11 protein-coding genes are annotated in these 13,851 nt (G+C 67.8%); 5 read left to right on the top strand and 6 right to left on the bottom strand.

What is annotated here, in order from left to right; all coding sequences use genetic code 11:
- Positions 1-20 precede the first annotated feature (20 nt).
- Together ACFVWD_RS44405 and ACFVWD_RS44400 are read right to left on the bottom strand one after the other, a co-directional pair.
- Positions 21-863 carry a PhzF family phenazine biosynthesis protein gene (locus ACFVWD_RS44405; protein ID WP_389603753.1) on the bottom strand — a complete coding sequence of 281 codons (843 nt, stop codon included), beginning with the start codon at positions 861-863 and terminating at the stop codon, positions 21-23.
- A gap of 532 nt (positions 864-1,395) precedes the next feature.
- Positions 1,396-2,847 carry an amidase gene (locus ACFVWD_RS44400; protein ID WP_389603751.1) on the bottom strand — a complete coding sequence of 484 codons (1,452 nt, stop codon included), beginning with the start codon at positions 2,845-2,847 and terminating at the stop codon, positions 1,396-1,398.
- 290 nt (positions 2,848-3,137) lie between these two features.
- Between ACFVWD_RS44400 and ACFVWD_RS44395 the strand changes: the two genes are divergently transcribed.
- Positions 3,138-3,356, top strand: coding sequence for a DUF4291 family protein (locus ACFVWD_RS44395; RefSeq protein WP_389603749.1), 219 nt, complete (start codon positions 3,138-3,140; stop codon positions 3,354-3,356).
- Between the two features lie 38 nt (positions 3,357-3,394).
- Here ACFVWD_RS44395 and ACFVWD_RS44390 read toward each other — a convergent pair whose 3' ends face one another.
- The gene (locus ACFVWD_RS44390; protein WP_389603747.1) at positions 3,395-3,988 is read right to left on the bottom strand and encodes a DUF4291 domain-containing protein; all 594 of its coding nucleotides are present in this window, start codon (positions 3,986-3,988) and stop codon (positions 3,395-3,397) included.
- Between the two features lie 325 nt (positions 3,989-4,313).
- Here ACFVWD_RS44390 and ACFVWD_RS44385 point away from each other — a divergent pair, with 325 nt between their 5' ends.
- A complete protein-coding gene (locus ACFVWD_RS44385; RefSeq protein ID WP_389603745.1) occupies positions 4,314-4,679 on the top strand; it encodes a hypothetical protein in 366 nt (121 codons plus the stop codon).
- Positions 4,680-4,971: 292 nt separating this feature from the next.
- Entirely contained in the window at positions 4,972-5,469 is a 498-nt protein-coding gene (locus ACFVWD_RS44380; protein ID WP_389603744.1) for a hypothetical protein, read from the top strand.
- Positions 5,470-6,160: 691 nt separating this feature from the next.
- Here ACFVWD_RS44380 and ACFVWD_RS44375 read toward each other — a convergent pair.
- On the bottom strand, positions 6,161-6,412 hold the full coding sequence (locus ACFVWD_RS44375) for a hypothetical protein (protein WP_389603742.1): 252 nt from the start codon (positions 6,410-6,412) through the stop codon (positions 6,161-6,163).
- Entirely contained in the window at positions 6,413-7,609 is a 1,197-nt protein-coding gene (locus ACFVWD_RS44370) for an epoxide hydrolase family protein (RefSeq protein WP_389603740.1), read from the bottom strand. It lies immediately after the preceding gene.
- Between the two features lie 535 nt (positions 7,610-8,144).
- Between ACFVWD_RS44370 and ACFVWD_RS44365 the strand changes: the two genes are divergently transcribed.
- Both ACFVWD_RS44365 and ACFVWD_RS44360 read left to right on the top strand, forming a co-directional pair.
- Positions 8,145-10,922: an ATP-binding protein gene (locus ACFVWD_RS44365; protein ID WP_389603739.1), complete on the top strand. Its 2,778-nt coding sequence runs from the start codon at positions 8,145-8,147 to the stop codon at positions 10,920-10,922.
- 250 nt (positions 10,923-11,172) lie between these two features.
- Entirely contained in the window at positions 11,173-11,667 is a 495-nt protein-coding gene (locus tag ACFVWD_RS44360) for a DUF4291 domain-containing protein (protein WP_389603738.1), read from the top strand.
- Positions 11,668-12,207: 540 nt separating this feature from the next.
- On the opposite strand, the gene ACFVWD_RS44355 is transcribed toward ACFVWD_RS44360, so the two are convergent.
- Positions 12,208-13,851 (bottom strand): S8 family serine peptidase (locus tag ACFVWD_RS44355; RefSeq protein WP_389603736.1); only part of this gene is annotated, 1,644 nt, incomplete at its 5' end.

Raw genomic sequence — 13,851 nt, 5'->3', positions numbered from 1 at the left:
GTGCGCGGGCAGCGGCGCGGTCACAGTGCGATGGTGCCGCGGATGCAGACGGTCGTGGCACCACTCACCCAAACGGTGCCGTCCGTGCCGGTGGTGATCTCGATGGTCGCGGCCCGTCCCAGCCTCGCCCCCTGGGAGACCCGATAGGCGGAGGGGGCTGCGCCGGTTGTGGTGAGCCACTGTCCGACGGCAGCGTTCATGCTGCCGCAGGCGGGGTCCTCGGCCACTCCGCAGCGTGGGGCGAAGGTGCGCATCTCGAAGTCGTGCGGGGAACCGTGGGGGTAGGCCCCGATCGCGCCGACCATCGCGGTCGGGATGAGGGAGAGGTCGGGTTCGAGGGCGAGTACCTCGTCGGCTGTGGCCAGTTGGAGCACGGCCCAGCCTGGTCCGTTGTCGACCCACTGGTGGGCGAGGACACGGTCACGGCCGATGCCGAACGCGGCGACGATCTGCTTCAGGTATGCGTCATCGAGCGCGCCGTCGCGGATCAGCGGCGGGGCGGCGAAAGACAGAACTCCGTCGCCGCGCCTCACGGTGACCAGGCCGGCGGCGCACTGCTGCACGATGCGGTCGGCGTGCCGCGGCATGCCACCGCCGTCCAGCCAGGCGCGAGCGGAGCCGAGGGTGGGGTGTCCGGCAAACGGCAGCTCACTCTCAGGCGTGAAGATCCGTAGCCGGTAGTCCGCCTCCGCGACGGTAGGGGTCAGCACGAACGTGGTCTCGGACAGATTCGTCCAACGCGCCAGGCGTTGCATCTCCTCATCGGTCAAGTCCGCCCCGTCGAGGACGACCGCGACCGGGTTGCCGCGATAGGGGCTCGTGGAAAACACGTCGACCTGTACGAACGAGCGTGTGCACGGCATGGTCATGACGGCCTTTCGGTAGCGGCTGCGGTGGATTCTGCGTGTCCACGCGTCTGGGGAAGCAGCTCCATCCCAACGGGCGCCCGGGTGGTTGGGACATGGCCAGTTACGACAAAGTGGACTGGCCGGCCGGGACTTCACAATGAGTTATCGGTGAGGCTACCGCTGCCTGGACGGTGTCGAGGCCGTGCTCACCACGCGCCGGAAGCCCTCTCCTCGCGTAGCGCTGACGCCGCAACCGAGTCTGCTCGTGGAGGCCGCCGTCGGTATGGTCCGGCTGTTCTTCGCCGGCCTGGGAACAGTGGTGAAGGACGACTCGCGCCAGGTGGAGCGAGGCCGTCTCAACGCCACTGCACTTCCCCGTGGTTCGCCAGGCCACCGATGAAAGTGCACGTCGCTGACCTGCGGCGACAACCTCCTCTCGTGTTGCGGGAGACGGGTGACATTTGCGTGCCGGGCAGCGACTGTGCGCATTCGGAGGATCTCGTCGTGATCCGCACCTCGTCCTCGACGGACATCCAGGTAGTGCGCCCTACTTCGGTGCCTGGAAGCCGCCGATCTCCTGCTCGAGCAGTTCGGCCAACCGCAGCGGGGTGCGGTCCTCGAACAGCGGACCGATGAGCTGCACTCCCACCGGCAGACCCTCGGGGGAAAAGCCCGCTGGTACGGCGGTGGCGGGCAGGCCGGGCATAGTGGCCACACCGGCCCAGACGAGCTGGTCGAAGTACGGGTACCCGACGCCGTCGATGTCGATCCGGCGTTCCAACACATTGGGGTTGTGGTCGTGCGGGAACGCGGGAGTGGGCGTGATGGGACACACCACGGCGTCGAACTCGGTAAAGAGCTGCCGCCAGCCGTGGCGATGGAGCTCGCGACAGTTGTTCGTCTCGACCCAGTCGCGGTGACTGAACACCATGCCACGCAGCCGCGTCGCGTCGAGGCTCTGGTCGTCTGCGCTCAGTCCGGCGGCGCGGGTCCGCAGCTGCTCGTACGCTTCGACGGGAAAACGCGCAACGGAGCCCGAAAACAGCAACTGCGTGTAGATCGTGGCGGCTTCGGTCAGATCGGGCAGCAGCGGAGTGTGCCGTTCGACGCGGGCGCCGCCGTCGACAAGGGCGTCGGCCACCCGGTTCACGCCCGCCCGCACAGCGGATCCGGTCGGAATGAGCGGATGCTCCTCGACGACCAAGACCCGGAAGTCGCCGAGCCGCTCGTGGCGCGCGGGCGGCAGCGTCACGTCGTACGCCACACCGTGCGTCAGCGGGTCCGGTCCGGCCATGACGTCGAGCAGGAGCGCGAGGTCGCGGGCAGTGCGCGCCATCGGACCGACGACGGCCAGATCGAGGTCGACCGGCAACGGCGGCGCCGGCGGCGCGACCATGCCGCGGGTTGCCGCCAGTCCGAGTGTCGGCTTGTGCGCATAGACGCCGCAGAAATGCGCGGGGGTGCGCAGCGAACCGGCGAGGTCGGAGCCGATGGACAGCGCGCAGAATCCGGACGCCAGGGCCGCCGCTGATCCGCCGGAGGATCCGCCCGGCGTGCGATCGTGATCCCACGGATTGTTAGTGGTGCCGTAGATCTCGTTGAAGCTCTGGATATCTTGCAGCCCCAAGGGCACATTGGTCTTACCCAGCACCACCGCGCCCGCGGCCTTGAGCCGCGACACCTGTACCGCGTCCTCGGCCGGCACATAGTCCCGGTGTTGCGGCATGCCCCAGGTCGTGGGCAGCCCAGCCATGTTGTAGGACTCTTTGACCGTCACCGGAATACCGAGCAGCGGCCGGACCTCGCCGCGGGCGCGCGCCTGGTCAGCACCGCGCGCGGCAGACCGCGCACGGTCGAAGTCCGGCACACAGATCGCGTTGATCGTCTTGTCGTCCCGCTCGATACGGGCGATCGCCTCGTCGGTCAGTTCCGCCGAGGACACTTCACCGGCACGCAAGGCATCCGCGAGGCTTTCGGCCGTCTGAAAATTCCACTCCATGGATCCGACCGTATCGGCCACTCGGAGAGGTCATGAAATGCCGCTTCGCACAACGGAGTTGATGTCTCAATGCTCATGATGTTTCTCTCCGGCCACAGACGGTTCGCCCGCCCCACGTCATGGCCGCCTTGCCCCAATGCCGGCCCACACCGCGGAGGAGGTCGTCAGCGACAATCAGTCACCCACCCGAGCGCATGCAGGCGCCCCTGTAGCCGCACCATCCCAGCGATCCTTCCCGCTGGATGAACTCGGCGCCCGCGGAGACCTGAACTGGTCGCTCAGGTAATTCGATGGCACGCATCGAACAGGTTCCACACGCTGTCACCGTGGCAGAACTCAAGCACCAGATCCGCGCCCGCTACGCCGACTCCACGGTCATCGTCTATCAAGCGTATCCACCGGAGATCGGCCTGCCCGCAGCCCGGGAGAGCCGCTTCCAGGCGGCCTGGCAGCGAGATCGGATGACGTGGATCACCAAGCAGCGTTCACAGACCTGTGCTGCCATGTGACCCATGGGTGATGCAGGCGGTTGTGCCCGGACTGCCGGTCAGGGACGCAGGTGGGCCAGTAGTTCTTCACCGGCGGGGTATCCCTGCTCCTGGGGGAGCAGTCGGGTCGCTGAGTCCAGTTCGCCGTCCCTGACGAGTGCGTGGATCTCGTTGGTGAGCGGGGTCACGTCACTGATGGACACGATCCAGTCGTCCGCGTAACGCGACGATGCCTCACCCGAGAGCCCCAGTTGTAGCGAGCGGTACGGCAGGGGACGCAGGTGCAGATCGCGTTCGGGATCCCACTGGACACGGGCCGGTGCGCGCTTGAGGTCGCGCTGCCAGGCGCTGCGATCAGGATGCAGTCCGCGAACGTAACTCGACAGGCAGGCATGGCGCAGCGCCCAGTCGAAGCCGTCGCGAGTGATCTCGACGGCCAGGACGGTCTCCTGCCCGGTGTTCGTGCCCCAGTTTGAGCGGTACATCATCCACGTGAAACTGGGTTTGATCCACGTCATGCGGCCAGGCTTCCACGCGGCGGGAAATCGGCCGTCGCGGATGGCTGGCAGTCCGATCTCAAGCGAGTACGCCTGGTAGACGGTGATCGTGGATGCCGTGTGGAGCGCGCGGATCCTGCGGTGCGGTTCTTCCATGGCGTACAGCGTGGGCTCGGCCAGGTCAGGTGACCACCGATTTTCGACTGCCACAAGTGGCGACGGCGCATGTCGGCCGCAGCACCGAACGTCTCACGCAGGATGGCTATGGTGGCCTACGGTGCCGGGTCGATCCCCGTCGGGACAAGACGCCCTCGGTCCGTCCGGCTGGGGCGATCAGTCTCGTGTGGCCGGTCAGGTTCCCCGGAGTCATCCAATGGTCCGTGAACACGGCTTGACTTGGATCACCAAGGCGCGTTCACAGCCCCATCCGTGGTCGTAAGATCTCCCGCTGGTGGTCGACACAGCTTGCGCGGGGGCGAACATGGAGAGACCGGAGGACCGCATCGCATCCGTCCTGCGCTTCGCCGCGGAACTCGGCGCCTGGGTGGCCACTCCCTGGGCCTTGTCCAAGTACTCATGGCTGCTTGCCGTCTTGGCGGTGGTGGTACTGATCGGCCTCCCGGCCGTCTTCTCCACTCCGGGAGACAAGGCGCAGGTGATCATCCCTGTCTCGGGTACGGTCACGATCCTGCTCGTGCTGCTCCAGCTCGCTGCTGCCGCGATCGCCGCATGGTTGGCATGGCCCGTCTATGCGGCAGTCCTCGTGTCTCTCCTCGCGGCCGCCACCCTCGTCACGGAACGTCAACGCTGGCAGTGGCTACTCTCCACCGACCGGCATACCGGGTGAGCTACGGAGGGGTGGCACCAAAGTGCGTTAGCCTTCCGGGCAGGCTCGCCACTTCCCGGCCGCTCCCTACTCTTCAGCGTAGGAGGTATACGGCGCCACCGAGACTCCGTCGGAGACCGCATGTTCGTCGTCCTCGCCGGCTTCCGGGTCGAGGTCGCGCGCCCACAAGGAATGCATGGACCACACGGAGAAGCCACATACGTCAGCCGATCTAGAGGAGGCTGCTGGCCAGTGGTAAGACTGGGTGACTTTGGTTGTAGAGCCATGTGTTGTCGGTGCTGAGGAGGCGGTCATGTTCGATGAGGCCAGCGAGGACGAGTTCCTGCTCGCCGCACTGATGCAACTCGGTGCGAAGGGCGGCTCGATAGGAGCTGCCGCTGGAGGGGCGGCCACCGGAACGCACGGTTTGGGCAGAGCAGGGGCACGGGGCGGTGCTCGTGGAGCCGCGCGAGGCTTCAAATGGACAAAGAAGGACGTCAGTACCACTCTTGTCGAGTTGTCCGGAACGGTGACGGCAGTCTTCCAGCTGGTCCACACGACTCTGGCCGACACAGGGACTCTGCTAGGCGTGGAAGCCCGAGACAACGGGGACATCGCCGTACGAGCGATGGTCGGTGTAGGGATTGGTGGCCTGAACCCCACCGTTGTGACCGCTGTTGTGGCCGCAGGCCCCGAAGGTGTAGCGGTGGTGGAGCTCCGCGCCGCAGGTCGTGAGGGGCTCATCAAGCAGCACCCCGCCGAAAAGGCTCTGGGCAAAATCACCGCTCAGCTCAAAGCTGCCTCGCAGTAACGACGGCCGCACGGACCCAGCCCAGCGGGCGCCCCAACGTGTGCCCGACTCTTTACGCCACGTAACGCAGCTGGGTCGGCCCACCGATGGTCGTTTGCCACCCGGGGGCGGTAACACCCCAGGCCTTCATACGTGCTGGAAAATTACGTTCGTCAAGGTGTTGCGCGCAGTCCCGGGAGATCTCTGAGTTTGCCGGGCATACAGCGGACCGATGGTCTGCGGGGGGCTGAGCCCAAAGGTCTGTGAGCGAGGCTTGACGTGGGTCATCAAGCCGCGTTCACAACCCCCATCCATGCTGCTGTGACCGGGGAGATGTGATCGTCCATGGCCCGACGGGGCATCGGCATGAACGTGAGAGAGTGCAGCGTGATCCGCTACCCGCGAGGCTTCTACGAGGTCGCAGTGGGCGCTTCATCGGGGCCGGAGGACATGGACAAGATGCCTCCCGCGGTCACGTACAGACGACTCCCGGAGTGTGATCGACAGCCCACAGCTCGTAGGATCTGATGCGCTGTCCGGACATCGTTCGGTAGGACTGTGAAGCCATACCAACCCGGCAGGCGATGCTCCCGCCGGCCTGGCTGAGCACGACGTTCTCACGCTCGATCGTCCACGGGCCGACGAAGGCACAGTGGTTGACAGAGACGAACGCGCGCTCGACGCGGAGCAGCTGCTGGCTGAAGGGCTCCGATTACTCCTGGCGTCCCTCGCCGAAGTGGTTGACGCGGATGATGTCGTCCGCGTCGACAAAGTAGGGCGCCAGCCAGTATTGGTTGACCACACACGAATGTACGGCTGCGCGCGCAGCCGGTTGATGCACGTCCTCGTCCAGAAGTACAAGGACGACGTGGCCGCGCGGCTCGGGGCGGCCGAGCGGCTCGGAGATGAGCCACTCGGCCGCCCCGCCGAGCGAAGGCTTGTGCCCTCGGTCGGGCGCGGACATCTAGCGAAGCGACCGAAGGCCCGCGCGAATCTCCTCAACGAGCAGCTCCGGCTGCTCCCAGGCGGCGAAGTGGCCGCCCTTGGGAAGCCTGTTGTAGTGGACGAGGTTCGGGTACGCCTGCTCCGCCCAGCTCTTCGGGGCTTGGTAGAGCTCATCGGGGAAGACGCTCACGGCAACCGGCAGGGTGACGCCATTGATACCGAAGAAGGAGGTCTTGTTCTCCGCGTAGAGGCGAGCCGCGGAGATCGCCGTGTTGGTCAGCCAGAAGAACGTTATGTTGTCCAGGACGTCGTCCCGGGTGAGGCCTTCGGTGTGCCCGGCGAAGGCCCGGGAGATCAGGGCCAGGCTGGCCTTGTCGTGGTCGAGCAGGAAGGCCGCCAGCCCGACGGGGGAGTCCACCAGCCCGGTCAGCGTCTGCGGACGCGACGCCATCATGTAGGCGTAGTAGACGTGCCGGTACACGAAGTCCAACTGCTCGACCGCCGCCTTCTCCTCGTCGGAGAGCGACAGGCCCGCAGGCAGCGGGTTGCCCGCGATGAGCGCGGCGTCGATGGCGGCCGGAATCACCTTGGGCATGTTGGTGTGGATGCCGATCAGGCCCTCGGGCTGCTGCGCCCCCATGAGGTCCGTGACGATCGCGCCCCAGTCGCCGCCCTGGGCGACGTATTTCGTGTAGCCCAGGCGCTTCATCAGCTCGCCCCAGGTACGGGCGATACGCTCGGGACCCCAGCCGGTCGAGGTCGGCTTGCCCGAGAACCCGTAGCCGGGCATCGACGGGATGATCACGTGGAACGCGTCCGACACGCTCCCGCCGTGGGCGGTGGGGTTGGTGAGCGGCTCGATGATCTTCAGCTGCTCGATGACCGAGCCCGGCCATCCGTGCGTCACGATGATCGGCAGAGCGTTCTCATGCTTCGAGCGGACGTGAACGAAGTGGATGTCCAGCCCGTCGATCTCGGTGATGAAATGCGGCAGGGCCTTCAGCTTCGCCTCGGCCTTGCGCCAGTCGTACTCCGACGCCCAGTACCGCGCGAGCTCCTTCATCGTCTCCAGCTGCGGGCCCTGCGACTGATCCGTGACGGTCTCCTTCTCAGGCCACCGCGCCGCCTCGATACGTGCACGCAGGTCCTCGAGTTCTGCCTCGGGGAACTCGAACGTGAACGGACGGATCGCTATCTCTTCGGGTGTTGCAGACATGCGTGGGGGGTCTCCTTGTCAACATCAGCGGCCTCGTGCCACTGACTCCTCCACGCTGACATCGCCGTTCGTTCCTCGCGCCCGTAGAAACCCCGGGGTCGGACCCGTGGCTGAACCCGGGGGCATGGCGTTCACGCCGGAAACGACGGACCTTTGGGCCACGTACGGTCTGGGGCAGTCGTAGCCTGCAACGGCCTGTTGAAAGCAGTGCACCAATGGCGGAGGGTTGTCGGCGGGCCGAGCGGTGTTCGGAGCGCACCAAGCGCCGTGCGCGCCTGGACTCTGCATAGCTGCCGAAAACCCCTAAAGCGCACTAAAGTGATAGCGCAGACGTCAAGTGGTGTCCGAAGGCAGCATGCCTGGTCGTTTCAGCCGCTTGGGTGGGCTGTGAGCCCTGCGAGCGGTCGGTCGTGAGCCCCTGCGAGGCCGAGTCGTGCGGTGAGGCTGGCACCGGAAAGCCAACTGGCTCGACCTGACCAAAAATGACCGCATTGGCTGCGTAACGCACCAAGCAGCGGACCAGGGAGATCGACCCATGGGCGTGCCCGCCGGCGAAGCGCAGGTCGCACTGCGGGGCCGGGGCCAGGAGCTGGCCGCGCTGGAGGCGGTACTGGCCACAGCGCGGGCGGGCAGCAGCGCGGTCCTGGTTCTTCGTGGTGAGACAGGGATCGGCAAGACCGCACTGCTGGACTACGCAGCCGGCCGGGCCGTCGGATTTCGTACGGTCGGCGTCGCAGGCATCGAGTCGGAGATGGAGCTTCCGTTCGCGGGCCTTCACCAACTCTGCGCGCCCATGCTGGGTCGGCTTCATGAGCTGCCTGGACCGCAGCGCAATGCGTTGTCCGTCGCGTTTGGACTGCGGGAGGGCGATGCGCCAAACCGGTTCCTGGTGGGCCTGGCCGTGCTCAGTCTGCTGGCCGGCGCCGCCGAGGATCAGCCGCTAGCCTGCCTCGTCGATGATGCGCAGTGGCTCGACGACGGGTCCCGGCAGGTGCTGGCGTTTGTCGCCAGGCGATTGACGGCCGAGCCGGTGGCTTTGATCTTCGCCCTGCGGGAGCCCGATGGCAATCGTGAGCTGGCAGGTCTGCCGGAGCTGATCGTCGAGAGCCTCAGCGAGCCCGACGCACGTGCCCTACTGGCTTCGGCCGTCCGCGTGCCGCTCGACCCGCTTGTACGGAACCGGATCGTGTCGGAGGCGCACGGCAACCCGATGGCCTTGCTGCAGGTGACGCACGCGCTCGCCCCTGCCGAGCTGGCGGGCGGCTTCGGACTTCCCGGCAGACGCTCCGTGGCGAGCTGTATCGAGACCGCCTACCACCGGCAGTTCCGATCACTTCCGCAGGACAGTCGGCGGCTTCTGCTGACCGCCGCGGCCGAGCCGACCGGAGACGTGGATCTGTTGTGGCGGGCGGCCGATCTGCAGGGGATACCGGCGGACGCCGCAGCGCCGGCCGAGGCGGCAGGACTGGTCGAGTTCGGCACCAGGGTGCGGTTCCATCACCCTCTGGTGCGCTCGGCCGTCTACCAGAGGACATCCGCGCCGGACCGCCGGGCGGTGCACCGAGCACTGGCGGAAGCCACCGATCCCCGCCTTGATCCTGATCGCAGAGCGTGGCATCGCGCTCACGCCGCCACCCGGCCCGACGAAAGCGTCGCCGTCGACCTGGAGCGCTCGGCCGACAGGGCACAAGGCCGGGGAGGAGCCGTCGCGGCAGCATCGTTCCTGCGGCGGGCGGCGGAGCTGACACCCGATCCCGCGCACCGCGTCACCCGTGCACTGGCCGCCGCTCAGGCCGAGATCGACGCCGGCGGGGCCGACCATGCTCACAACCTGCTGGCGGCCGCGGAGGCCGGCCCATTGGACGACCTGCAGCGCGCCCGGCTGGATCGGCTGCGAGCCCGGCTGGTCTTCTCCCAGCAGCGCGGGAGCGACGCGCCCCGGCTTCTGCTCGACGCGGCACACCGGCTTGCGCCTCTCGACAGCACCCTTGCCCGTGACACCCTGCTGGAAGCGGTCGGCGCGGCGCTCTTCGCCGGCCGCCTGAGCGCGGGCCCCGGGCAGCGCGAGGTGGCCGAGGCCGCCCGCGCCGGACCGCCACCGTCGACGCCGCCGCGGATGGTCGACGTCCTGCTGGACAGCATGGCCGACCTGATCATCGACGGCCACGCCGCCAGCGTCGACGCTCTCAGGCGCGCCCTGCGCGCCGTCCGGCAGGAGCAGAGCTCCGGCACGACGGATGCGGACAAGCGCTGGCTGTGGCTGGCGTTCCGGGTGACACCCGAGCCTCTCGCCCCGGAGCTGTGGGACGACGACGCGTGGCACGAGTTGGCGACCGGCGCCGTCAGAATCGCCCGCGAAGCGGGCGCGCTCGCCATCCTGCCGATGGCGCTGACCTACCAGGCGTACTGCCACGTGCACGCCGGCGAATTCAACACCGCGGCGGCTCTGATCAACGAGGCGACGGCGATCTCGGAGGCGGCGGGCGGCGTGCCCATGATGTACACGTCCCTGGTGCTCGCCGCCTGGCGAGGACAGGAATCCCAGGCACGGGGCCTCATCGAGACCACCATCGAAGAGGTGCGTGCCCGGGGCGAGGGGCGTGTTCTCAGCCTGGCCGAGTACGCGACCGCAGTGCTGGACAACAGCCTCGGCCACTACGAGGAAGCCCTGGCAGCGGCGACGCGCGCATGCCAATACGAGGACCTGGGCTTCTTCGGCTGGGCGCTTGTCGAACTGATCGAGGCGGCCGCCCGCAGTGGACAGCCGGCGGCCGCCGCGTCGGCGCTGGAGAAGCTCACCGAACGCACACACACCAGCGGAACGGAGTGGGCACTGGGCATGGAGGCCTGCTCACGCGCGCTACTGAGCGATGGCGAAGCTGCCGATGCGCTCTACCGGGAGGGGATCGAGCATCTCGGACGCTGCCGAGTCGTCGTCCAGCTGTTCCGCGCCCGTCTGCTGTACGGCGAGTGGCTGCGTCGCCAGAACCGTCGTCAGGAAAGCCGTGCTCAACTGCGCTCAGCCTACGAGGCGTTCAGCCGGGTCGGAGCCGACGCCTTTGCCGAGCGGGCCCGCAGGGAGCTTCTGGCGACCGGAGAAACCGTACGCAGGCGGTCGGTCGACGCCGTCGCCGAACTCTCCGGCCAGGAGGCACAGATCGCCGGCCTGGCCAGAGACGGCCACACCAACTCCGAGATCGCCGCCCAGCTGTTCATCAGCCCACGCACGGTGGAGTGGCACCTCGGCAACGTATTCACCAAGCTCGGAGTCAGCTCTCGCAGACACCTCCGCTCAGCGCTCTCTCCTCCGTAACCGGCGACAACGATGGCGTATCCAGCAGCGGACGCCCCAGAGCCCGCAGCTCGCCGGGCACCCCGTTGATCGACTCCTGAACGCAGCGAGCCGTACCGAAAGCCACCCATCCCGTGAGCAGCAGAAACCCGCCGCTCGCGGCCGGGGATCGCAGTCTTGCTCGACGATCCATGTCCATGCCGCGTGACACGTGCGCCGGCACCCGAGGGCCTGGGGCCCCGTAATGCGCGGTGCATCGGCAATCAGCAGCGTGGATGAGCCCGCCGAAGAGGACTGTGAACACGCCTTGACGTGGATCAAGCCGTCCTTCCTGTGGATGATGTACCGCTGCGGCTGGTCGACGAAGGCCGGGCAGGAGACTGTCCTGGCCATCGAGATCACCCGAGACGGCTTCGAATGGGCACTGCGCCACGCCTGCCTGTCCAGCTACGTGCGCGGCCTGCACCCCGACCGCAGCACCTGGCAAGGTCAACTCAAGCGCGCACCGGCCCGCATCCAGTGGGACCCAGAGCGTGACCTGCACCTGCGCCCCCTGACGTACCGCTCACTCCAACTCGGCCTCTCCGGTGAGGCCCTTAAGCGTTACGCGGACGAGTGGACCGTGGTCATCAGTGACGTGACTCCGCTCGCCCGAGAGGTCCACGAGCTCGTATGCCGCAGCGAGCTGGATGCCGCGGCCGCACTGCTGCCCCAGGAACACCCATACCCCGCCGGGGACGAACGACTGGCCGCCCTGAGGCCGTGACAGGCAAGTTCACCGAGCGGCCGGCTGCCGCCTACGGGTCACATGGCAGCACAGGCTCGCCGGAACGGGCGTTTCGTGCCCGATCGGCGTGGCCGAGGCGGATGGCTGAACCCCTCCCGCTGGAAGTCGCGGCGACGTTGAACGTGCTGCTGACCGGCTCCGATCCGGTGAGCAGCGCGCTGCGTGCTCAGCTTCCGTACGCCCGGGTCGTCGGCAGGCGCGGCTGCGGCTGCGCGACGGTCGACGTCGCGGTGGACCACACCGCGGTCCCACCGGCTCCCGCTTACGGCAATCCGGCCGCGGATGCCTGGTACGCCGAACCGGAGGATGCCGGAGTGATGGTCTTCACGAAGGACGGACACCTCTCGCTCCTGGAGATCTACTCGGCCTCCAGCGAGCCGATCAGTGGTCAGCAGTGCCTCGACATCAGCAGGATTCCGGCCCGGTACTGCGGGTCTGCCGGGACGCGTGGCAAGCGCAACGGCGCCCGTCCCCTCAAGGCGGGCGCCATTGCGTGCGCTTGCTGTAGTGGGCGTGGGCCTAACCGGCCATGGACGAGGCGTACGGGGACAAGGCCGGAGCGAGTTGCACTTGGACGGCCAGGCCGAGGGCGACGAGAGCGTCGGGGAGGCCGCGTCCGACGCGGGCCGCCTCCACCGTGCCAGGGACAGCCAGCGGCCGGCAGCTGCCGGCGATGATGTCGAACAGGTGCTGCACCCGGCCAGGTCCGCGTGGCAGCAGTTGGCCGTGGAAGTCCTCGTGGTGGGCGAGAACGAGTGCGGCAAGACCGGCGACGTGGGCCGACGCCGTGCCGGTGCCGTCGAGAGCCGTGTATCCGCCGAGCGGCGAGCAGGACAGAACTGCCACGCCGGGGGCAGCCGCGTCGACCCCGGGGCCGTAGCAGCTGAACGGCGCGGCGAACAGCCCTTCCGGTGTCAGTTGCGGGCCCGAATGGGTGGCTTGGGATGTGTCCGGTGGATAGGACCCGAAGACTCCCAGGGCGCCCACGGTGAACACGGTGGGCAACGAGCCCGGGAAGGCGACCGGTCCAGCCGTGTCGCCCGCCGGGGCGACGCAGGCGATACCCGCCGCGTTGGCATCGGCAAGTTTGCGTGAGAGCAGCGCTGACGAGTACGGGGTCGCCACCGCGATATGGGCGATGTCGACCTCGTGTTCGATGCAGTGGTCCAGAGCGGCAATCACGTCGCTGAAGCAGCCGTCGGGCACGACCTGACAGACATCGATCTCCGCGTCGACCGCGATGCCGATGACGCCCGTGCCGGTGTCCGCCCCGGCGATGATGCCCGCTGCGTGGGTACCGGTGCCCACCGTGTCGTGGGCCCAGCCCTCTTCCGTGCCGCGTACGAGATCGGCCCCGGAGCGCACCCGTTGTTTGAGATCGGGGTGCTCGGCGGCGACACCCGAACCGATGACCGCGATCTTGACCCCGAAGGCACGGAATGTGGGAGGCAGCCGGTCCAACCGCATGGCCTGCTGACCCCAGCCGTACTGCTGTCTCTCTTCCAGCCCTGGGTAAACCTTGGCCAGCGGTGTGAGGGTGACCAGGTTCTCCCGGGTCACCGACAGGTCCGGGCGATGGATCCAGCGGTCCGCATAGCCGCTCGCGGGCCGGACGTACAGGGACTGAATGGACTGCGGGGTCTCCGTGGCCATCATGACGGTGGTCGTCCCGTCGGCCCCGGTGAGGCCCTGGCCCGGCCATGACGCCCCGATCAGGAACACCCCGGCGCCGGCCAGCGGTTCGCCCTCCGGGCCGCAGATGCGCAGCGAGATCGCCACCGGTTCTTCCAGCGGTGAGACCAGCCCCGGATCACGGAGCGGCAGGACCCCCGTGGTCGGCCCGGCGGCGGGGCCGGTTCCGGAGAGCGGCAGGTCCGGCTCGATGTGCACGTGCAGCGACCGCATCGCCGGTACTTGAGCCTCGGCTGCCTCGACGACAGCGATTTCCGGGCAGGAGGGAGGCAATTCGCCCGATTGGGCCTTCTCCGACGGCCGGAGTCTGCGGACCACTTTGACCTCGGGCATCCGGTCCAGTCGGTCACACATTGCGTCCATGCCGAGTTCGGGCACTCCCGGCGGGAGCAGATGCTGCGGCAGCGGTGTCACCATGTACCGCTCCCGGCGCGGCTGCACGGGGAGCGGTGACTGCGCGCCCTTCTTGCT

Origin of the sequence: Streptomyces sp. NPDC058086 (assembly GCF_042885015.1) — a bacterium.
Classification (GTDB): Bacteria; Actinomycetota; Actinomycetes; order Streptomycetales; family Streptomycetaceae; genus Streptomyces.
This window is presented reverse-complemented; position numbering and strand designations above follow the sequence as displayed.